Raw genomic sequence first — 20,441 nt, 5'->3', positions numbered from 1 at the left:
GGCATCCAGCCGGGCCTGGCCCGACGGGTGGTGGCCGGGCCGTCGGCGGTCACGTCGCCAGCCGGTACCCGGCACCCCGGACCGTCTCCAGCCGATCCCGGCCGAGCTTGCGGCGCAGGTAGCCGACGTACACCTCGACGGCGTTCGGCGCGGTCTCCAGGCTGGCGTCCCAGACGTGGTCCAACAACTCGACCTTGGAGACGACCTGACCCGGCCGGCGCATCAGGTAGTCCAGCAACGCGAACTCCCGCGCGGTCAGCGCCACCTCGGTGTCCGCCCGGGTCACCCGTCGGCGGGCCGGATCCAACCGCAGGTCACCGACGGCGAGGACGGTCGGGCGCTCCGGCGCGCCCCGACGCAGCAGGGCCCGAAGCCGGGCCAGCAGCACCACGTACGAGAAGGGTTTGGTCAGGTAGTCGTCGGCGCCGCAGTCGAGGCCGTCGGCCTGGTCGTACTCGCCGTCCTTGGCGGAGAGCATCAGCACCGGCAGCCAGTGCTGTTCCGCGCGCAGCCGCCGGACCAGCTCGTACCCGGACAGGCCGGGCAGCATCACGTCGAGGATCATGGCGTCGTACCCGCCGTGCCGGGCCGCGTCCAGGCCTGCCGGGCCGGTCGTCGCCACGTCCACCGCGAACCCCTCCGCCTGGAGACCCCGTTGCAGGGCAGCCGCCAACCGGGCCTCGTCCTCCACCACCAGCACCCGCACAGCTCAAGGGTGCCACCCGGGTCAATCGGCGCGGTTCGGTGTCCTCAGCGCGTTCACAGCACGGACGAGGCAAGATGGCCGCAGGAGGTGCCACCATGTCCGTCCTGAGAAGCCGTCCCGTCCTTCGCTGGCTGGTTCCGGCCACCGCGGCCGTCGCCGTCATCGGCGGTGGCGCGGCGATCGGCACGTTCGCCGCCGAGGCCGAGCCGAGCCTGCCGCCCCGAACCGCCGCTCAGCTCCTGGTCGACCTGCAGACATCCCGGCTGGAGGGGTTGTCCGGGACCGTCGTGCAACGCGCCGACCTCGGCCTGCCGTCCCTCGTCGGGCTGGTTCCCGGCAACGAGCTGACCACCCTGCTGACCGGCACCCACACCCTGCGGGTGTGGTATTCCGGGCCGGACAAGCAGCGGGTCGCGCTGATGGACACGCTGGGCGAGCAGGACATCATCCGCAACGGCCAGGACCTGTGGACGTGGCAGAGCCGCAGCAACACCGCCACCCACCACGCGCTGGGCGGCGACGCCGGAGCCTGGAAGCCCGCCCCGGAACCGGCAGCGAGCCTGCCGTCCACCCCGCAGCAGGCCGCCGACCTGGCGTTGAACGCGATCGACCCGAGCACCGAGGTCAGCGTGGGCCGGTCGGCGACCGTCGCCGGACAGGACGCGTACGAGTTGGTGCTCCAGCCGCGCGACCAGGCCTCCCTGGTGCACCAGCTGCGGATCGCCATCGACGCCAAGCAGCACGTGCCGCTGCGCTTCGAGGTGCTCGCGAAGGGCAGCGACCGGCCGGCGTTCGAGGTGGCCTTCACCCAGGTCGACTACCGCCGCCCGGACGCCGACCAGTTCCGCTTCAACCCGCCGCCCGGCGTGACTGTCGACGAGGAGAAGGCCGAGCGCCCGACGGGCAAGCCCGGTCAGGTCGAGCCGGCGGGTGACCCGCAGGTCCGCACTGTGGGTGACGGCTGGACGACAGTGCTGGTCGGCCGCCTCGACGGGGCCGATGCCGACCGGAAGCCCGCCCCGAAGCAGGCAACTCCCCCGGCCGGAGCCGGGCCGGACCTGGACGTGTCGAAGCTGCTCGGCGGGCTGCCGGCGGTCAGTGGTGACTGGGGCAGCGGTCGGCTCCTCACCAGCAAGCTGTTCAGCGTGCTGCTCACCGACGACGGCCGGGTGCTCGCCGGAGCGGTGACTCCGGAGCGGCTCTACGAGGCCGCGCGCGGCTGATCTCCGCGGTGTTCGCGCCGGGTCGACCTCACGGTCGGCCCGGCGCTTCGCTGTGGGTCAGCCCGGGTCAGGCGACGCCGAGGGCGCTGAGATACGCGTCGGCGAGGACCGCGTGGCCGGGCAGGTACGGGTGGACCCGGTCGTCGGCCCAACGCGTCGCCGGACTCACCGCCAGCACCCGGTCGAACGCCGCCTGGTTGGGCACGTGCACCGCGTCGAACTCGGTCGCCAACCCCGCCATGACCGCCGCGTACCGGTCGGTGTCGGCGCGTTGCGGGACGCTCCGGTCGGGCTCGATGAAGAACGGGTCACCGAGGATCAGTCGGCAGCCGGTGGCGTCGACCGCCCGACGTAGCAGGTCGCGCAGCGTGCGCTCGTACTCCTCGATGCCGACGGCCTCATCGGGCCGGTCACCGTAGTGCCGCCAGATGTCGTTGATGCCGATCAGCACCGCGAGCCAGTCGGGGCGCTCGGCGATGGCGTCGTCGTCCCAGCGGGCGGCCAGGTCCCGCACCGTGTCGCCGCCCACACCCCGGTTGACCCATTCCAGCTCCAACTCCGGGTGCCGAGCGTCGACCAGGGCCCGCACGAGACTCACATATCCGCTGCCGTAGGGCGCGGCGACGTCACGTCGACCACAATCGGTGATGCTGTCCCCGATGAAGACCACCCGTTGGCCGGTCCGCAGGATCATCTGCCGTCACCTCGCGATCACCGGCGCGCCGGACCGTCCGGCTTGGTGAGAACCGGCGGAACGCGCTATCTTCAACAGTTCGAAGGCACAAAAAAGAACGGCTAAAAGCCGTTCCTGCAAAGGATTCTAATCTTTAGGGAGACGGCTTGTCAAGGCACTCCGGCGGTTCCGGCGAATTGCCGCTCGACGACGAGATCGGTCGCGAGCAGGAGTACGTCTCGATGCTCTACAACCGGCTGGACCAACTGCGTCAGCAGGCCGCCCACCGGCTCACCGCCGAGCTGCACAACACCGGCGGCACCCTCCAGGACCGCTCGCAGCGCGACAGCTCGGTAGCGATGTACGCCGATCAGGTCGAGCAGTTCTCCGCCGTGGAGAACGGGCTCTGCTTCGGCCGTCTCGACGGCGACGACGAATCCCGCCGCTACATCGGCCGGATCGGCATCTTCGACACCAGTGGTGACTACGATCCGCTGCTGATGGACTGGCGGGCACCCGCCGCCCGGCCGTTCTACCTCGCCACCGCAGCGAACCCGCAGGGCGTACGCCGTCGCCGGCACCTGCGTACCCGGCAGCGCAAGGTGACCGGGTTCAACGACGAGGTGCTCGACATCGACACCGCCTCCCCCGGCGCCCACGAGGAGCTGACCGGTGAGGCATCGCTGCTCGCCGCGCTCAACGCGGGCCGTACCGGCCGGATGCGCGACATCGTCGAGACCATCCAGGCCGAGCAGGACGAGGTCATCCGCGCGGAACTGCCGGGCGTGATGGTGGTCCAGGGCGGCCCCGGCACCGGCAAGACCGCTGTCGCGCTGCACCGGGCGGCGTACCTGCTCTACACGCACCGGCGGGAACTCTCCAGCCGTGGCGTGCTGCTGGTCGGCCCGAACGCGACCTTCCTGCGCTACATCTCCCAGGTGCTGCCGACCCTGGCCGAGACCGGCGTGCTGCTGCGTACCCAGGGTGATCTCTTTCCCGGGGTGAGCGCCCAACGGACCGAGCCGGCCGAGACCGCGGCGCTCAAGGGCCGGGCGGTGCTGGCCGAGGTGTTGGCGCTGGCCGTACGGGATCGGCAGTGGGTGCCGGACGAGCCGTTGGAGATCGAGGTCGAGCGGGAGACGCTGACCCTCGACCCGGAGATCGTGCGCGCGGCCCGGGATCGGGTCCGCCGCGCCGACCGACCGCACAACCTGGCCCGCGCGCTGTTCGATGTGGAGATCGTGCACGCGCTCGCCGATGAGGTGGCCGAGCGGATCGGCGCCGACCCGCTCGGCGGGGACAACCTCCTCGACGAGGCGGACCGCGCCGAGATCCGTCGCGAGCTGCGCGAGGAGACGGAGATCCAGGCCGCCCTGGACCGGCTGTGGCCGGTGCTCACCCCGCAGCAACTGCTCGCCGATCTGTACGCCGACCCGGACCGGATCGCCGCCGCCGCGCCGATGCTCAGCGAGGACGAGCGGGCGCTGCTGCGCCGCGAGCGCGGTGGCTGGACGCCGGCCGACGTCCCGCTGCTGGACGAGGCCGCCGAACTGCTCGGCGAAGACGAACGCGCCGCCGCCGCCCGGCGGGACCGCATCCGGATGATGGAACGGGAGTACGCCGAGGGCGTGCTCGAAATCGCCAAGGGCTCCCGCTCGATCGACGTCGAGGACGAGGCCGAGGGCGGTGAGATCCTCGGCGTGACCGACCTGATCGACGCGGATCGACTGTTGGAGCGGCAGGAGGAGGCCGACCGGCTGACCACCGCGCAGCGGGCCGCCGCCGACCGCACCTGGGCGTTCGGCCACGTGATCGTGGACGAGGCGCAGGAGCTCTCGCCGATGGCCTGGCGGCTGCTGATGCGCCGCTGCCCGAGCCGGTCGATGACGATCGTCGGCGATGTGGCACAGACCGGCGCGCTGAGCGGCACGCCGTCGTGGGCGGACGCCCTCGCCCCGTACGTCGAGCAGCGGTGGCGGCTCACCGAGCTGACGGTCAGCTACCGCACGCCCGCCGAGATCATGGCGGTCGCCGCCGACGTACTGGCCGAGATCGACCCGGCACTGCGGCCGCCGCGCTCGGTGCGGGAGAGCGGCGTACCGCCGTGGGACCGGGCGGTCCCCGACGGTCGGTTGGCGGCGGAGCTGGTCGCCGAGGCCACCCGGGAGGCGGCCGGGCTGAGCGAGGGGCGGCTCGGGGTGCTCGTGCCGGCCGGCCTGGTGAGTGAGTTGGGAGCGGCGGTGACCGCTGCCCTGCCGGAGGCTGCCGTCGGCGAGCATCCGGAGCTGGAGAGCCGGGTGGTGGTGTTGACAGTCGCCCAGGCCAAGGGGTTGGAGTTCGACTCGGTGCTGGTGGTCGACCCGGACCGGATGGTGGCCGAGTCCCCCCGCGGACGCAGCGACCTCTACGTGGCCCTGACCCGCGCCACCCAACGCCTAGGCGTCCTCCGCCCCACCCCAACCCCCGCCCCCGCCCCCTGAGTCGATCATGAGGTTGACGTGGACTGTGATCTTCCACAGCCACGTCAACCTCATGATCACGCCGCCAAGGGGGGCGGTGGGTGGGTTAGTCGGTTGATTTGTCTCTGATGGACTTTGCTGGGGCGGTCGCCGACGTGGACTGGTCGCTGGTGCCGCCGCCCATCGGGGTGCTCAGGCCGCCGGTGGTGGCATCGCCGGTGGTCGTCGGTGCGACAGTGCCCGGATGTCGCTCCGGCTGCCGGGCCACCCGCCGTACGCTCGCCGGCCCGGCAGTGCCACCGGTGGTGGTCACCGCGCCCTGCCCGCCGACGGGGCCACCGTCGCGCAGCACCTGTGGGTCGATCCGTTCCTTCGCCGGGTCGAACGGGTCATCGCGCTGGATCTGACTCTCCACATCGGTGCGGGGCACCGTCACCTCGTCGAGGGCGCCCTTGCCGTACACACCGCCGGCGATCCGATCCTCGGCCTCGCGGGCGGCGTCCTGCCGCATGTCGTCCTCACGCACGTCCATCACCTCGCAGAAGCTGTGGAACTGACTGCGTGCCCGACCATCGGCCGACCAAACCCGGCGTGACCGGGAGGTCGTCCACGGCGGTTCACCGTCACGCCGTCCGCTGGCCGCCTGCCCGCAGCCCGAGATGTCCATGCTGTCCCGCGACCGGTGGGAGATGCCCGCCGGCAGGAGGGGATGACAGCGTGCGCACAGTACGCCGTACCGCCGTCGCGGCGCTGGTGGCCGCGACGGTGACGACCGGGCTCGCGGTGCCCGCTCAGGCGAAGCCACGACCGGACCGGACATTCGACGTGCAGGCCCACCGGGGCGGCCTCGGGCTACGGGTGGAGAACACCCTCGCCTCCTTCGGCAATGCCCTCCAGCTCGGGGTGAGCACCCTCGAACTGGACGTGCAGATCACCGAGGACGGTCAGGCCGTCGTCACCCACGACCGGAAGGTCACCGGCACCAAGTGCGTCGACACCGCTCCGGTGACGCCCGGCGACCCGGAGTTCCCGTACGTCGGGAAGTACATCAACACGCTCAGCCTGGCCCAGGTGCGTTCGCTCGACTGCGGGTCGAAGACGCTGTCGGACAAGCCCGGCCAGGTCGCCGTCCCCGGTGCCCGGATGCCGCTGCTGCGTGAGGTCTTCGCGCTGGTCAACCGCTACCGGGCCAAGGACGTGACGCTCAACGTCGAGACCAAGGTCGAGGCCGGCGCGCCGACCGAGACCGCCCCCCGCGAACAGTTCGTCCGGGTCACCGCGGGCGAGATCCGCGCCGCCGGGCTGCTCAAGCAGGTCACCATCCAGAGCTTCGACTGGGGTGCCCTGATGCGCATGCGTCAGGTCGAGCCGAAGCTGCCGCTGGTCGCGCTGACCAACTACGACTTCCTCCAGACCGGTCAGCCGGGCGCGTCGCCGTGGCTGGGCGGGCTGGACATCGACCACTTCGGCGGCGACCCGATCACGGCGATCCGCAGCTTCGGCGCCAGCGCCTTCTCGCCCGTGCACGGCATGCCGCAGAACGGCACTGTCACCGACCCGGGCTACAAGCCGTACGTCACGAAGGAGATGGTCGCCCAGGCGCACCGCTACGGGATCAAGGTGATCCCGTGGACGGTCGACGACGTGCCGACCATGACCAAGCTGATCGACGACGGTGTGGACGGCCTCATCACCGACTACCCGGACCGGTTGCGGGGCGTGCTGGCCCAGCGCGGCTACCGGCTGCCGAAGGCGTACGCCGCGCCGTTCGACATCCAGGCGCACCGGGGCGGTCGGGCCACCCGGCCGGAGAACACCCTGCCGGCGTTCGCGAACGCGCTGTCCAACCGGGCGATCTCCACGCTGGAGCTGGACACCAACGTGACGGCCGACGGCAAGCTCGTGGTGCTGCACGACCGCACCGTCAACGGGTCGCACTGCGTCGACACCAAGCCGGTGCGCCGCGGTGACCCGACGTTCCCGTACGTGGGCAAGCCGGTGCACGAGTTGACCCTGGCGCAGCTCAAGACAGTGGACTGTGGCACGAAGACGCTGCCCGAGCTGCCCGCCCAGGTGCCGGCTCCCGGTGCCCGGATCCCCACCCTCGACGAGGTTTTCGCCCTGGTGAAGGCGAGTGGCCGTACCGACATCGGCATGAACATCGAGACGAAGATCAGCCCGGTGGTGAACGACACCGAGCCGTACCGCAGCTTCACCCGCAAGCTCGTCGACGCGATCCAGCGGGCCGGCTTCACCAGCCGGGCCACCATCCAGTCGTTCGACTGGCGCACCATCACGTATGCCCGGCAGCTCGACCGGCGGATCGGCACCGTCGGCCTGGTCTGGCAGTACGGCCCGGCCGAGTGCGCGACCCTCGCCGACGAGTGCTCGCTGGAGGCGGTCTACGGCAACTCGTCGGTGAAGAGCCCCTGGACCGGTGGGCTGGACTGGTGGAAGTACCAGGACCTCGGCAAGCTGACCCGGGCCGCGGGCGCTGGCACGGTCTCCGCCAACTGGCAGGTGCACGACCCGAAGCAGGGCACTGTCGCCTCGGCCGACTGGTACCTGCGGGAGAACCCGGCATACTTCCACGGACCGGACGTCCGGACCCTTCAGACGCGCGACAAACTGAAGGTGATCCCGTACACCGTCGATGACGCCACCGTGATGCAGCGGGTCATCGACCTGGGCGTGGACGGCATCATCACCGACGACCCGGGCCTTCTGGTGAGCGTGGCGATGCGCAACGGCCTGCGCTGACCTGCCGACCATCCGATCGCCGGCCGGATTTTTCCGGCCGGCGATCGGTGTTACCTGCTCCGGGGCCTCGGGTAGTCGGGGGTTGTCCCCGCCACGAAAGCGAACCGTGCCGTGGCCGAAACGCGGTAGCGGGGCGAGGGAATGCAGGTACGACTCATCGCATCCTGAGGAGGACCAGATGAGCACGCAGGCTGCTTCCACCCGGCCGATGAACCGGCCCATGAACGACCCGCAGAACCCCGCTCAGATGCGGGACATGCAGACCCAGCAGATGCCGGTCATGCATGACGGGCGCCGCAACGACATGCAGGCACCCGGTACGGAGACCAAGCAGGCGTTCAAGACCACCGAGTTCTGGATCTACCTGATCGCGGTGGCCGCCGTACTGGGCGCGTCGCAGGTCGTCGGGCAGAACTCCGCTGGGGTGGACATCTTCCGGGCCGACAACGCCTGGTTCCTGATCACCCTGCTGACGCTTGGCTACCTCGGTAGCCGGGGCCTGGCCAAGGCCGGCAGCAACCACCGCAGTAGCGAGGAGCGCAAGGCCCGGCACTGACCGGCCTTAGCTCACAGTGGCCTCCGGGAGACTCTCCCGGAGGCCACTGTCGTCGTGTGTGGACCCGTTACTCGTCGCCGCCGAAGTCGCCGAAGTCGCCCTCGAACGCGTCCTCCATCATCTCGCCGGCGATCATGCCGCCGGCGACACCGAGCGCCGCGCCGGCCACCACGCCACCCACGCCCATCCCGCCGCGGCCGTGACCGCGCCCGTGGCCGTGGCCGTATCCGTGGCTCGGGCCGTACTGGGAGCGCAGGCTGCCGTAGCGGGACGTGGTCTCGCGCAGCCAACCGTCGACGACCTGCGCCCAGTCCACCCGGTCAGCGTCGGTGTGCGCCACCTGGTAGCGGCCGAACGCGTCGTGCCCGGCGCTGAGGAACCCACCGCGCTTGTCGCACTCCAGGATGACCTCCACACCGCGCTGGCTGGTCACGAAGGTCAGCTCGACCTCGTTGATGGTGCTCGCGTACTGCGGGGAGGCGAAGAACTCGATCTCCTGGTAGAACGGCAGCGTCTGCTGCACGCCCCGGATGTGCCCACGCTCCAGGTCGGCGTGCTTGAACCGGAAGCCGAGCCGCTGGAACGCCTCCAGGATCCGCTCGTGCACCGGCAGCGGATGCACCGCCACCTGGTCCAGGTCGCTCTTGTCCACGGCGCGGGCGATCGCCAACTCGGTGCGCAGACCCATCGTCATGCCGTGCAGGCGCTGGCCGTACACGTCGGTGATCGGGGTCTCCCACGGCACCGGCAGCTGGAACGGGATCGAGAGCTGCTGCTTCGGGGCGAGCTGGAGCGCACCGCTGACCGCCATGCGGTGGAACTCCATGGTGCCCGCGTACTCGGTGTCGTGTCCCTCGACCTCGACGCGGGTGACCAGGCCGATCACCACCTGCTCGATGGCTGCCTCAGCGTCGCCGCCGACGAGGTTGACCTGCCCGTCGAGGGTCAGGCCGGGCCGGGTGTTGGGGTTGGTCAGCACGGTGTCCACGCTGGGACCGCCCACACCGAACGCACTCAACATCTTCTTGAAGACCATCGGAACTCCTGTGCGACGCCGACCGCTCCAGGTTGGAGTCGGACGTTGACTCGAACGGCACCCTATCCGGCACCCCTGTGAGGTGGCTGTGAAGCGCCACGCGATGGGTCGCCCCGCTGGCGGCGCTTACTCGATGTCCGCCTTTTGTTCGGCGTCGGCGGGGAGCGGACGTCAGTTGGTGAGCCTTTGGAGCTGATGTCGCAGACGAATCAGGCGCTCGGCCACCCGCCTTGCCCCGCCAGCCACCCGCCGACCCCTGTCGATCAAGAGGTTTCCGTCAACAATCACGCGCAGAATGACGCAAACCTCTTGATCACCAAATAGATCGACTCGGCTTCCTGGGAAGCGGGGTGGCCTGGCGACCGGGTTACCCCGGTTTGCAGGAAGCCGAGTCGATCAGGGCTGGGTGCGGGCGAACGCGCCGTCCTTCACCTCGGCGACGAACGCGGTCCATCGGTCGGCGCTGTAGACGAGGGTTGCCGCCGCGCGATCCTTGCTGTCGCGCACCGCCACCCGACCAGACCCGTCCAGCACCGGCCCCGCCTCGACACAGCTCCCACCGTTGCTGTCACTCTTGCTGCTGATGTGCCAGGCGACATCGGGAATACTCTCGTTCATGACAATTCCTCCGCGATGCTCGTGATCAACTTCGTTGATTCGCTCTCGGTGAGCGATGAGTCCAGCAGACGACCATAGGCACGAACAAAGCGCTCAGCCTTCGGCCACTCCAGGTAGAGCCGCCCTCCCAGAGACTCCACGTAGGCCACCGCAGGATACGGCTCCGGCAGACGGAATATCCAGAACGTACCGTCGAGCCCCTGATGCAGGCCCACGTCGAACGGCATGACTCTGATTGCCACGTTGTTCATTCGCTGCGCCTGCGCCAGGTGGTGTAGCTGTCGCCCCCGCACCTCCGGCCCACCGACCATCCGACGCAGCGCACCCTCGTCGATCACCGCCGAGATCCTGAGTGGGCGCCGCCGCCTCAGGACCTCTTGACGGCTCATCCGAAGTTCCACCCAACGGTTGATCGTGCCTTCGGTAACTCCCGGCTCTGCTGCGTTACGAATCAAGGCCTCGGCGTACTCGCGGGTTTGAAGTAGCCCTGGAACCAGTGTGAGGTGGAAGCAGCAAACCTGCTCCGCGCGACCCTCCAACCAGGGATATTCGATGAAGGAGGCGTCCACGACGTCGCCGTAGTCCTCGTCCCACCGGTCGGTGCGCCATACCTCCTCGGCAAGTGCCAGGAGGCGGGCCCGCTCGGTTGCGTGGTGGAATCCGTAGAGATCCAGCAACGCGATCACATCACCCTTGCGAATCGGCCAGTCCGCGCGCTCGTACCGACCGAGCGCGGACATGTCTCGTTGCAGATGCTCGGCGACCAACTTGAGCGTCATCCCCCGCTCCTCCCGCAGGGTCCGCAATTGCTGACCCAGCCACTGCGCACGCAAGGTTCGGATGAACGGCTTGTGCGGCATGATCCACCTCTCAAATATGTTGGCGACGCCCACGCAGGAACCATTGCTCCAGTTCCGAGCCACTGGAAATGTGGCCTTCGGGTGAGGGTGATCACCGGCCCCCGGGGACGCCCGGTGCAAACACGGCAACCGCGGCTGTGCCAACAGCCGAGAAGGTAACGAGAGACGGCCTCGCGAGTGGCATCCGCATACCGGCTCTCGTCGGGTCTCAACTAGAGCGTCGGGATGTGCGAATCCCGGCTCCGAACCGACTTGAACGAATAACTACCACGGCAAAGGGCCCTTCGCGACCCTGACCCGCCCATTGGTCGACGACGCGCGAGGTGATGAATGACCCGAGGGACGATCTACGACGGCACGCTCCACGGCAGCGTCCGGCTGGCTCGGCTGCACCCGAGCCAGGTCCGCGACCGGCACTTCACCGTCGTCGGTTTCGGCCGGCGAGGCCTGGACCCCGGGGAGGTACGACGGTTCCTGCACCGCGTCGCGCTCGACCTTGCGACGTTGCACCACGATGTCGCTCGGCTCAGCGAGGAGAACGCCCGGGTGAAGCGGGCGCTGCGCGACTGGCAGAGCGCCTGGTCCGAGCGGGGTCAGCCGTGAGCCCGGGCTGGGAGCATCAGTACAGCGGGCTCTTCACGCCGTTGCCGCGGTTCGCCGTCGAGACGTACCCGCAGAGGCCTCGGCATGTGATCCACCTGCCGGTGGCGGTCACCGACCTGGCCGAGGCATTGGACCTGGCGCGGACGCTGGCCCGTTCGCTGGCCTCCACGCCGCAGGTCGACCTCGGCGGCACCACCGTCTCGGCCGAGGACGCGCAGCACGTACGACATTGGGTCTTCTGCGACCGGCTCATGCCCGGTCGCCGCCGCTGTGCTCGGCAGGCCGACCACGTCGGCGTCTGCCTGCCTGACGGCGGTTCACAGGTCGATCTACAGTCTGGGCGGTGAAGACGGGGAGACGGGCACGTCCAGCCGTGCTCGCTGCGGCACCCTGACCGTCGCGGCACCTTCACCGCGATCGAGGCTGTGCTCCCTTGTTCGGGTCCTGGGCTGGGGTGGGCGCCATGTAGTTGCTCTTCTCCGCCGAGGCGCATGGTCCGCGCTAGTCAGGTTCCACGATCACCAACTCGCCGACCTGTTCGCCGATCGTGGTGCGGGCCTCTGTGGGCAGCCCACGGTCGGTGATCAGCACGTCGGCGGCCTCCAGTGGGGCGATGGTGGCGATGCCGATCGTCTCCCACTTGGTGTGGTCGGCGAGCACCACGAGCCGGCGGGCCGCGCCGATGAGGCAGCGGTTGACCCCGGCCTCCAGCAGGTTGGGTGTGGTGAAGCCGGTCCGTGGGCTGAGGCCGTGCACACCGAGGAAGAGCAGGTCGACGTTGAGCGCGCTGATCGCCGCCTCGGCCACCGGCCCGGTCAGCGCGTCCGACGGGGTGCGGATGCCACCTGTCAGCACGACGGTCTGGTCGGCGCGCGGGTTCTGGTAGAGCGCGTCGGCCACCGGGATCGAGTTCGTCACCACTGTCAACCCGCGTACGTCGGAGAGGAGCGTGGCCAGCGCGGCGGTGGTGGTGCCCGCGGAGAGCGCGATGGCCATTCCCGGCTCCACCATTGTCGCCGCCCGCTCGGCGATGGCCCGCTTCTCCGCCTGCTGGCGGATCGACTTCGCGGCGAAGCCGGGTTCCTCGGCCGAGCCGGGTCCGGCGAGGGTCGCGCCGCCGTGAACCTTGTCCACCAGGCCCCGGTCGGCCAACACCTCCAGGTCGCGTCGGATCGTCATGTCGGAGACGCCGAACCGACTGACCAGGTGACTCACCCGTACCCCGCCACGTTGGCGGATCAGATCGAGGATGGCGGTCTGCCGTTGTTGGGCGAGCAACTCAGGGAACCTCCTTCACAGCGAGGGCATCCGCCCGATCCTCACGGACGACCGCCACCTCACCGGCCGGCAGTGCCAGCTCACCGGCGCAGTATCCCCCGGTCAACAGCTCGACGCCGCGCGCCGGTAGGCGTACCTCGGTGTCGGTGTGGTTGATCGCGAACAGCCAGGTCCGGTCGGCGTCGCGGCGGCGGACCACCTCGACGCCCGAGGGCGCCGACGCCGCCGGGCGGACGTCGGCCTCCGCGAGCAGCCGCGCCACCAACCGGTCGGTGGCCGGCTCGTCCAGCCGGGTGCCGACGTACCAGGCGGCGCCGTCGCCCACCCGGTGCCGGGTCAGCGCCGGCACGCCCGGCAAGGGCCCATCGGTGTACGAGGCGAGCACGTCGGCGCCGTCCGGGTGCACCCACTCGGTCCACACGTCGGCGGTGCTGCCGTCGTCGAGGTGGACCTGCTCACCCTCACGCAGCGGGAAGAACTCCTCGGTCCGGACGCCGAGCAACTCCCGGAACGCGCCCGGGTAGCCGCCCAGCCGGATGTGGTCGTCGACGTCGACGATGCCACTGAAGTAGGTGACGGCCGCCGTGCCACCGGCATCGACAAAGCGGTGCAGCGCGGCGACGTCGGCGTCCCGGACGAGGTAGAGGGTCGGTACCAGGACCAGCCGGTAGCCGTTGAGGTCGGTCGACGGGTGGACGATGTCGGCCGTCACACCGGCACGCCAGAGCGAGCCGTAGAGGGCGTTCAGCCGGTCGGCGTAGGTGACGTCGGCGCTGGGGTGCGAATCCAGCTCGACACCCCACCACGCCTCCCAGTCGAACAGGATCGCCACGTCGGCGTCCACCCGGCTGCCGCGCACCTCGGCGAGGGCCTTGAGGTCCGCGCCGAGCTGGCAGACCTCGCGGAACACCTTGGTGTCCGGCCCGGCGTGCGGGACCAGCGCGGAGTGGAACTTCTCCGCCCCGGCCCGGGAAGCGCGCCACTGGAAGAAGAGCACCCCGTCGGCACCGCGGGCGACGTGCGCGAGGCTGTTGCGGCGCATCTGCCCGGGCAGCTTGGCAACGTTGCGGGGCTGCCAGTTGACAGCGCTGGTGGAGTGCTCCATCAGCAGCCACGGGTCGCCGCCGGCGACGCCCCGGGTGTGGTCGGCGGCGAGCGCCAGCCCGAGGTGCGCCTGCGGGTCGGCGGCGGTCAGGTAGTGGTCGTTGGAGACGAGGTCCACGTCGGACGCCCAGGAGTGGTAGTCCATGTGTTTGACGCCGAGGCCGATCATGAAGTTGGTGGTGATCGGCTGTCGGACCAGCGTCTGCAACACCTCCCGCTCGGCGCGCAGCTGGGCGCGCTGCTCGTCGGAGGAGAACCGCAGGAAGTCCAGCTGCTGCGTCGGGTTCGCGAAGGTCAGCGCGGCACGCGGCGGGTTGATCTCTGCCCAGTCGCCGTAGCGCTGACTCCAGAACGCCGTGCCCCAGGCATCGTTGAGCCGGTCCAGGTCGCCGTAGCGCTCGCGCAGCCAGACACGGAACGCCTCGGCGCTCACATCGCAGTAGCAGTGCACGTTGTGGCAGCCCAGCTCGTTGGAGACGTGCCACATGACCACGGCGGGGTGCTCGGCGTACCGGCCGGCGACCGCGCGTACCAGCTCCAGCGACCGCTCGCGGAACACCGGTGAACTGGGGCAGTACGCCTGCCGTCCCCCCGGCCAGAGGATCGCGCCGTCGGCCCGGCGGGGCAGCGTCTCCGGGTGCGCGTGGGCCAACCACGGCGGCGGGCTGGCCGTGGCGGTGGCCAGGTCGACCTGGATGCCACCGTCGTGCAGCAGATCCAGCACCCGGTCCAGCCAGCCGAACTCGAACCGCCCCGGGGTGGGCTCCAGCAACGCCCAGGAGAAGATGCCGACGGAGACCAGGTTGACCCCGGCCCGGCGCATCAGGTCGACGTCCTCGGACCAGGTTTCCTCGGGCCACTGCTCGGGGTTGTAGTCGCCGCCGAAATAGATGCTGTCACCCTGCCATCGCCGCATGACAGCTGAGGGTGCACCCGCCAGACCACCGAAGTCAACAGATTCCAACATCGAGCTTCTTTCCAACGTTTACCAGGTAACGGCCGTGTCACGACTGGGTTATCAGAGGCGAACAGCCCTCTTGACAGCGCCCGACCGCAGGGTAACTTGAGGCCCCAATGGCCGATCGTGTTCGCCAATGTGGATTCTCGGTGGATCTCAGTCTGTGATCACGATGCTCGACCTGCCTTCACCACCCCTGAGGCCCTTGGGCGTAGCTCCTTCTCATCCGCAGGAGGCACAGATGTCCCGTCCCCAATCCCAAGCCGAGTACCTGGCTCGGCTCGTACCGCCCTCAGTCGCCGGCATCAACCGACGATCGTTGCTGGCCGGCGCTGCCGGTACGGGCGCGCTCCTCGGCACCGGCCTGCTCGCCGGCTGCGGCGACGACTCCGGCTCCGGGGGGTCCAGCAAGGACGTGTCGCTCGGCTCGAACCAGTCCGACCCGAAACCGAAGGACGTGATCGTCAAGGTCACCGACGGGTTCAAAACCTCGTCCGGGGTGCAGGTGGCGATCAATACGGTCGACCACAACACGTTCCAGGAGAACATCAACAATTACCTACAGGGCAAGCCGGACGACGTGTTCACCTGGTTCGCCGGCTACCGGATGCGCTTCTTCGCCCAGAAGGGCCTGGCCAGCGACATCAGTGACGTGTGGAGCAAGCTCTCCGGCTACTCCGACGCCTTCAAGAAGGCATCCACCGGCGACGACGGCAAACAGTACTTCGTACCCGGGACGTACTACCCGTGGGCGGTCTTCTACCGCAAGTCGGTGTGGCAGCAGCGCGGCTACCAGGTGCCCACCACCCTGGACCAGTTCACCGCGCTCGGCGCGCAGATGAAGAAGGACGGCCTCACCCCCATCGCCTTCGCCGACAAGGACGGTTGGCCGGCGATGGGCACCTTCGACATCCTCAACCTGCGCATCAACGGCTACCAGTTCCACATCGACCTGATGGCCGGCAAGGAGGCCTGGACGTCCGACAAGGTCAAGAAGGTCTTCGACACCTGGGCCGGCCTGCTTCCCCTGCACCAGCCGGACAGCCTCGGCCGCACCTGGCAGGAGGCGGCGCAGTCCCTGCAGCAGAAGAAGAGCGGCATGTACCTGCTCGGTCTCTTCGTCGGTCAGCAGTTCAGCAACGACGAGCAGGATGACCTCGACTTCTTCACCTTCCCCGAGATCGACCCGGCCATCGGCGCAAAGGCGCTGGACGCCCCGATCGACGGCTACATGATGGCCCGCAAGCCCAAGAACGAGGACAACGCGCGCAAGCTGCTGGAGTACCTGGGTGGCAAGGCCGCCGCGGACATCAACCTCAAGAACGACCCGGCCGTCCTCGTCGCCAACAGCGGCGCGGAGGTCGGCGGCTACACCGCGCTGCAGAAGAAGGCCGCCGAGCTGGTCGGCTCGGCCACCGAGATCGCCCAGTTCCTCGACCGGGACACCCGGCCGGACTTCGCCTCGACGGTGATCATCCCGGCGCTCCAGCAGTTCATCAAGAACCCCAAGGACATCGGCGGGCTCACCTCGTCCATCGAGAACCAGAAGAAGTCGATCTTCACTGACTGACGGCGGAAGGGGGAGGACATCGTGTCCGACCTGCCCCTGATCCAAGCGGATCACGCCGTGCCGCCGCCGGCCGCGACCACCTCCACGGGTGGTCGTCGCCGGCGGCTACGGCTCCTGTCCCGCACCGACCGCGTGGTCATCACGCTGATGGTGCTCGTCCCGCTGCTGATCGTCACCGGGTTCGTCTGGTTGCCGGCGGCAGCCACAGTGCTGCTCTCCGGCACCAACTGGGACGGCATCGGCCCACTCAACGAGATCGAGTTCGTCGGCGCCCGCAACTACAGCGACGTGGTGAACATCTACCCGCCGTTCGTGCCGGCGATCCAGCACAACCTGCTCTGGCTGGCGGCGCTGTTCGTGGTCGCCACCCCGTTCGGCATGTTCCTGGCCGTGCTGCTGGACAAGGAACTGCGCGGCAGCCGCTTCTACCAGACAGCGCTCTACCTGCCGGTGGTGCTCTCGCTGGCGCTGATCGGCTTCGTCTGGCAGCTGCTCTACTCCCGCGATCAGGGGCTGATCAACGCCGTCTTCGGCAGCAGCATCGACTGGTACGGCGACTCGAACGTCAACATCTGGGCGGTGATGGTCGCCTCCGGGTGGCGGCACGTCGGGTACATCATGCTGCTCTACCTGGCCGGCCTGAAGGGCGTCGATCCGTCGTTGCGCGAGGCCGCGGCGGTCGACGGCGCCTCGGAGCGCAGAACGTTCTTCCGCGTCGTGTTCCCGGTCATGCGGCCCATCAACATCATCGTGCTGGTGGTGACCGTGATCGAGTCGCTGCGCGCGTTCGACCTGGTCTGGGTGGTCAACAAGGGCCGCAACGGGTTGGAGCTGATCTCCGCGCTGGTCACCCAGAACGTGGTGGGTGAGGCGAGCCGGATCGGCTTCGGCTCGGCACTGGCAACGATCATGCTGGTCGTCTCGCTGGTCTTCATCACCATCTACCTGGCGACCGTGATGAGGGAGAACCGGCAATGAGCACCGCGACCGTCACCCGGCGTACCGAGGGCGGGGCCGACGCGCCGCCGCCCCGCCGCAAGCTGACCCCGTTACGGATCCTGCTGCACGGTTTCCTCATCGTCGTCTCGCTGGCCTGGCTCTTCCCGATCGCCTGGGCGGTGCTGACCTCGCTGCGCTCGTACGACTACACCGCCGCGAACGGCTACGTCTCGTTCGGCGGCTGGACCTTCGACAACTACGTCACCGCCTGGCGGACGGCGGAGTTCGGACAGCACTTCCTCAACTCGGTCTACATCACCGTGCCGGCGGTACTGCTGACTCTCTTCCTCGCGTCCTGCGTGGCGTTCGTCATCGCCCGGTTCAGTTGGAAGCTCAACCTCGTCCTGCTCGGGGTCTTCACCGCGGCCAACCTGCTGCCCCAGCAGGCGCTGCTCATCCCGCTGTTCCGGCTGTTCACCGAGGTGCCGCTGCCGGAGTTCATGAGCGACTCGGAGCTGCTCTACGACAGCTACTGGGGCCTGATCCTGATCAACGTGGCCTTCCAGTGCGGTTTCTGTGTCTTCGTGCTCAGCAACTACATGAAGGCGCTGCCCCGTGACCTGTACGAGGCGGCGATGGTCGACGGGGCGAGCATCTGGCGACAGTACTGGCAGGTCACCATGCCGCTGTGTCGGCCGGCCCTGGCCGCGCTGGCGACGCTGGAGGTGACCTGGATCTACAACGAGTTCTTCTGGGCCACCGTCCTCATGCGCACCGGCGACAAGTTCCCGGTGACCAGCTCGCTCAACAACCTGCGCGGTGAGTTCTTCACCGACAACAACCTGGTCTCGGCCGGCAGCGTGCTCGTCGCGATCCCCACCCTGGTGATCTTCTTTATGCTCCAGCGGCACTTCGTTCGGGGCCTGACCTTGGGAGCCTCCAAAGGATGACGATCCTGCACCTGCGCCGCGCGCGGACCAGCCTGGTGCTCGACGCGCGCGGCCCGGGGCTGCCCCGGGTCGTGCACTGGGGCGGCGACGTTGGCGACCTCGACGACGACGGCCTGCGCCAGCTCACCGACGCGACCGTACCGCCGGTGGTGCCGAGCAGCTTCGACGAGCCGACAGTGCTGTCCCTGCTGCCGGAGGCGAGCGCCGGCTGGAGCGGCCGACCGGGTCTGGCCGGGCACCGCGACGGACGAGACTGGTCCACCGCGTTCCGACTGGACGAGTTGGACGTGCACGACACCGGGCCGGGCGGGGCGCTGCTGACCGTGCGGGCGTCGGACCCGGCCGCCGGGCTGAGCCTGACCATCGAGATCACGCTCGACCCGTACGGCCTGCTGACCGTTCGGCACCGGCTGCGCAACGACGGCGACAGCGCGTACGAGCTGCGGGAGCTGACGCCGGTGCTGCCGGTGCCGGCGGTCGCCACCGAGCTGCTCGACCTGACCGGCCGATGGTGTCGGGAACGGTCCCCGCAGCGGCACCCGTGGCAGCACGGCACCTGGGTCCGCGAGGGCCGGCGCGGCCGTACCGGGCACGACGCCACTCTGCTGCTGGTGGCCGGGACCGCCGGGTTCGGCTTCGGCCATGGGGAGGTCTGGGCGGTGCACACCGCCTGGAGCGGCGACCACGTCACGTTCGCCGAACGTCGGCCCACCGGCGAGTCCACAGTGGGTGGCGGCGAGCTGCTGGCCCCCGGCGAGGTCCGGCTCGGCCCTGGCGAGTCGTACGAGACTCCCCTGCTCTACGCGGTCTGGTCCGACGCCGGGCTGGACGGGCTCAGCGACGTGCTGCACACCCACCTCCGGGCCCGCCCCGGGCACCCGCGCTCCCCCCGCCCGGTGACCCTCAACGTCTGGGAGGCGGTCTACTTCGACCACGACCTGGACCGGCTGCGGGCGCTCGCCGACCGGGCCGCGCAGATCGGCGTGGAGCGGTTCGTACTCGACGACGGTTGGTTCCGCGGCCGGCGCGACGACACCGCCGGGCTCGGCGACTGGTACGTCGACGAGGGGGTCTGGCCGGACGGCCTGCAACCGCTGATCGAGCACGTCACCGGCCAGGGCCTCCAGTTCGGCCTCTGGGTCGAGCCGGAGATGGTCAACCCCGACTCGGACCTGTTCCGCGCGCACCCCGACTGGGTGCTCGCCGCGCCGGGGCGCCTGCCGCTGGCCTGGCGTCACCAGCAGGTGCTCGACCTGGGTCGCCCCGAGGCGTACGACTACGTGCTGGAACGTCTCGACACGCTGCTCACCGACCACCCCGGCATCCGGTACCTCAAGTGGGACCAGAACCGGGACTTCACCGAGGCCGGGCACCACGGCCTCCCCGGGGTGCACGGGCAGACCCTGGCGGTCTACCGGCTCTTCGACGAGTTGCGCGATCGGCACCCGGGCGTCGAGATCGAGAGCTGCTCGTCCGGCGGAGCCCGGGTGGACCTCGCCATCCTGGCGCGTACCGACCGGGTCTGGGCCAGCGACTGCAACGACGCCCTGGAACGGCTCAGCATCCAACGCTGGACGGGGCTGCTGCTGCCACCGGAGCTGATCGGCACCCACATCGGCCCGGAACGCTCACACACCACCAACCGCGTACACGACCTGGGTTTCCGGGCGGCGACCGCGCTCTTCGGCCACCAGGGCATCGAGTGGGACATCGCCTCGATCAGCGCTGCCGAGCAGACCGAGCTGGCCGCCTGGGTGGCGCTGCACAAACGGCTGCGCCCGCTGCTGCACGCTGGTCGGGTGGTCCGGGTCGACCACCCGGATCCGGCCGTCTGGGCGCACGGCGTGGTCGCCCACGACAACACCCGAGCGGTGTACGCGGTGGCCCGGCTGACCACATCGGTGACGCAGGTGCCCGGCGCCGTGCGGCTGCCCGGCCTCGACCCCGGCCGGCGGTACCGGGTGCGACAGGTGTCGGGCGTACCGGGCCCGGCGAGCATCCACCTGTCCCCGCCCACCTGGCTGGCGGGTGGCCTCACTCTCAGCGGGGCGGCGCTGGCCCGGGTGGGTGTGCAACTGCCCGCCCTGCACCCGGAGCAGAGCCTGGTGCTGGAGGTCGACGCCGTCGGCTAGAAATTTCTTTGCTCGG

General features: G+C 69.5%; 18 protein-coding genes. 10 read left to right on the top strand and 8 right to left on the bottom strand.

All coding sequences use genetic code 11. The features are described from left to right. Positions 1–49 precede the first annotated feature (49 nt). A complete protein-coding gene (locus ACFYPG_RS17525) occupies positions 50–706 on the bottom strand; it encodes a response regulator transcription factor (RefSeq protein WP_355007020.1) in 657 nt (218 codons plus the stop codon). 95 nt (positions 707–801) lie between these two features. On the opposite strand from ACFYPG_RS17525, the gene ACFYPG_RS17520 reads away from it, so the two are divergent. Further along, entirely contained in the window at positions 802–1,929 is a 1,128-nt protein-coding gene (locus ACFYPG_RS17520; protein ID WP_387352804.1) for an outer membrane lipoprotein carrier protein LolA, read from the top strand. A gap of 67 nt (positions 1,930–1,996) precedes the next feature. Here ACFYPG_RS17520 and ACFYPG_RS17515 read toward each other — a convergent pair whose 3' ends face one another. Continuing rightward, a complete protein-coding gene (locus ACFYPG_RS17515; protein WP_355007022.1) occupies positions 1,997–2,623 on the bottom strand; it encodes an SGNH/GDSL hydrolase family protein in 627 nt (208 codons plus the stop codon). Positions 2,624–2,769: 146 nt separating this feature from the next. Between ACFYPG_RS17515 and ACFYPG_RS17510 the strand changes: the two genes are divergently transcribed. Next, entirely contained in the window at positions 2,770–5,082 is a 2,313-nt protein-coding gene (locus tag ACFYPG_RS17510; protein ID WP_387352802.1) for a HelD family protein, read from the top strand. 85 nt (positions 5,083–5,167) lie between these two features. On the opposite strand, the gene ACFYPG_RS17505 is transcribed toward ACFYPG_RS17510, so the two are convergent. After that, positions 5,168–5,587 (bottom strand): hypothetical protein, encoded by a 420-nt coding sequence (locus tag ACFYPG_RS17505; RefSeq protein ID WP_357263785.1) that lies wholly within the window; start codon positions 5,585–5,587, stop codon positions 5,168–5,170. Between the two features lie 191 nt (positions 5,588–5,778). Between ACFYPG_RS17505 and ACFYPG_RS17500 the strand changes: the two genes are divergently transcribed. Further along, positions 5,779–7,821 (top strand): glycerophosphodiester phosphodiesterase family protein, encoded by a 2,043-nt coding sequence (locus ACFYPG_RS17500; protein WP_387352800.1) that lies wholly within the window; start codon positions 5,779–5,781, stop codon positions 7,819–7,821. A 178-nt stretch (positions 7,822–7,999) separates the two neighbouring features. Next, positions 8,000–8,377 carry a hypothetical protein gene (locus tag ACFYPG_RS17495; protein WP_145784774.1) on the top strand — a complete coding sequence of 126 codons (378 nt, stop codon included), beginning with the start codon at positions 8,000–8,002 and terminating at the stop codon, positions 8,375–8,377. A gap of 67 nt (positions 8,378–8,444) precedes the next feature. Here ACFYPG_RS17495 and ACFYPG_RS17490 read toward each other — a convergent pair whose 3' ends face one another. The 3 genes from ACFYPG_RS17490 to ACFYPG_RS17480 all read right to left on the bottom strand — a co-directional run bounded on the left by ACFYPG_RS17490 (position 8,445) and on the right by ACFYPG_RS17480 (position 10,891). Beyond that, on the bottom strand, positions 8,445–9,413 hold the full coding sequence (locus ACFYPG_RS17490; RefSeq protein ID WP_387352798.1) for a sporulation protein: 969 nt from the start codon (positions 9,411–9,413) through the stop codon (positions 8,445–8,447). A 396-nt stretch (positions 9,414–9,809) separates the two neighbouring features. Continuing rightward, positions 9,810–10,031, bottom strand: a complete 222-nt coding sequence (locus ACFYPG_RS17485; RefSeq protein WP_355007027.1) for a DUF397 domain-containing protein — start codon at positions 10,029–10,031, stop codon at positions 9,810–9,812. Then, entirely contained in the window at positions 10,028–10,891 is an 864-nt protein-coding gene (locus tag ACFYPG_RS17480) for a helix-turn-helix transcriptional regulator (RefSeq protein ID WP_355007028.1), read from the bottom strand. The genes ACFYPG_RS17485 and ACFYPG_RS17480 overlap by 4 nt, the downstream gene beginning before the upstream one ends. Positions 10,892–11,221: 330 nt before the next feature. Here ACFYPG_RS17480 and ACFYPG_RS17475 point away from each other — a divergent pair, with 330 nt between their 5' ends. Together ACFYPG_RS17475 and ACFYPG_RS17470 are read left to right on the top strand one after the other, a co-directional pair. Further along, on the top strand, positions 11,222–11,494 hold the full coding sequence (locus tag ACFYPG_RS17475; RefSeq protein WP_355007029.1) for a DivIVA domain-containing protein: 273 nt from the start codon (positions 11,222–11,224) through the stop codon (positions 11,492–11,494). A gap of 86 nt (positions 11,495–11,580) precedes the next feature. Then, positions 11,581–11,841 (top strand): hypothetical protein, encoded by a 261-nt coding sequence (locus ACFYPG_RS17470; protein ID WP_355007084.1) that lies wholly within the window; start codon positions 11,581–11,583, stop codon positions 11,839–11,841. Between the two features lie 154 nt (positions 11,842–11,995). Here the strand turns inward: ACFYPG_RS17470 and ACFYPG_RS17465 are convergent, their stop codons facing one another. After that, on the bottom strand, positions 11,996–12,772 hold the full coding sequence (locus ACFYPG_RS17465) for a DeoR/GlpR family DNA-binding transcription regulator (protein WP_355007030.1): 777 nt from the start codon (positions 12,770–12,772) through the stop codon (positions 11,996–11,998). 1 nt (position 12,773) lies between these two features. Further along, positions 12,774–14,792, bottom strand: a complete 2,019-nt coding sequence (locus ACFYPG_RS17460; protein ID WP_387352796.1) for a beta-galactosidase — start codon at positions 14,790–14,792, stop codon at positions 12,774–12,776. Positions 14,793–15,075: 283 nt separating this feature from the next. On the opposite strand from ACFYPG_RS17460, the gene ACFYPG_RS17455 reads away from it, so the two are divergent. From ACFYPG_RS17455 to ACFYPG_RS17440, 4 genes are read left to right on the top strand one after another with little or no spacing between them, the layout of a single operon-like run. Further along, complete coding sequence (locus ACFYPG_RS17455; protein ID WP_355007032.1) at positions 15,076–16,404, top strand: ABC transporter substrate-binding protein; 1,329 nt, start codon at positions 15,076–15,078, stop codon at positions 16,402–16,404. Between the two features lie 21 nt (positions 16,405–16,425). After that, positions 16,426–17,382: a sugar ABC transporter permease gene (locus tag ACFYPG_RS17450; protein ID WP_355007033.1), complete on the top strand. Its 957-nt coding sequence runs from the start codon at positions 16,426–16,428 to the stop codon at positions 17,380–17,382. Continuing rightward, on the top strand, positions 17,379–18,293 hold the full coding sequence (locus tag ACFYPG_RS17445) for a carbohydrate ABC transporter permease (RefSeq protein WP_355007034.1): 915 nt from the start codon (positions 17,379–17,381) through the stop codon (positions 18,291–18,293). The genes ACFYPG_RS17450 and ACFYPG_RS17445 overlap by 4 nt, the downstream gene beginning before the upstream one ends. Then, positions 18,290–20,425: an alpha-galactosidase gene (locus tag ACFYPG_RS17440; RefSeq protein ID WP_355007035.1), complete on the top strand. Its 2,136-nt coding sequence runs from the start codon at positions 18,290–18,292 to the stop codon at positions 20,423–20,425. Before ACFYPG_RS17445 ends, ACFYPG_RS17440 begins: the two co-directional genes overlap by 4 nt. The last annotated feature ends 16 nt before the right edge of the window (positions 20,426–20,441 follow it).

The sequence above is a fragment of the Micromonospora sp. NPDC005553 genome, assembly GCF_042871765.1.
GTDB lineage: Bacteria > Actinomycetota > Actinomycetes > Mycobacteriales > Micromonosporaceae > Micromonospora.
The sequence above is the reverse complement of the archived record's forward strand: the minus strand, read 5'-3'. Positions and strand labels throughout refer to the sequence as shown.

What these genes read in the sequence shown, in the direction of transcription:
- ACFYPG_RS17520 (WP_387352804.1), top strand. Translation starts at nt 802, where the DNA reads ATGTCCGTCCTGAGAAGCCGTCCCGTCCTTCGCTGGCTGGTTCCGGCC.
- ACFYPG_RS17515 (WP_355007022.1), bottom strand. Translation starts at nt 2,623, where the DNA reads ATGATCCTGCGGACCGGCCAACGGGTGGTCTTCATCGGGGACAGCATC.
- ACFYPG_RS17495 (WP_145784774.1), top strand. Translation starts at nt 8,000, where the DNA reads ATGAGCACGCAGGCTGCTTCCACCCGGCCGATGAACCGGCCCATGAAC.
- ACFYPG_RS17490 (WP_387352798.1), bottom strand. Translation starts at nt 9,413, where the DNA reads ATGGTCTTCAAGAAGATGTTGAGTGCGTTCGGTGTGGGCGGTCCCAGC.
- ACFYPG_RS17485 (WP_355007027.1), bottom strand. Translation starts at nt 10,031, where the DNA reads ATGAACGAGAGTATTCCCGATGTCGCCTGGCACATCAGCAGCAAGAGT.
- ACFYPG_RS17480 (WP_355007028.1), bottom strand. Translation starts at nt 10,891, where the DNA reads ATGCCGCACAAGCCGTTCATCCGAACCTTGCGTGCGCAGTGGCTGGGT.
- ACFYPG_RS17475 (WP_355007029.1), top strand. Translation starts at nt 11,222, where the DNA reads ATGACCCGAGGGACGATCTACGACGGCACGCTCCACGGCAGCGTCCGG.
- ACFYPG_RS17460 (WP_387352796.1), bottom strand. Translation starts at nt 14,792, where the DNA reads ATGCGGCGATGGCAGGGTGACAGCATCTATTTCGGCGGCGACTACAAC.
- ACFYPG_RS17455 (WP_355007032.1), top strand. Translation starts at nt 15,076, where the DNA reads ATGTCCCGTCCCCAATCCCAAGCCGAGTACCTGGCTCGGCTCGTACCG.
- ACFYPG_RS17445 (WP_355007034.1), top strand. Translation starts at nt 17,379, where the DNA reads ATGAGCACCGCGACCGTCACCCGGCGTACCGAGGGCGGGGCCGACGCG.
- ACFYPG_RS17440 (WP_355007035.1), top strand. Translation starts at nt 18,290, where the DNA reads ATGACGATCCTGCACCTGCGCCGCGCGCGGACCAGCCTGGTGCTCGAC.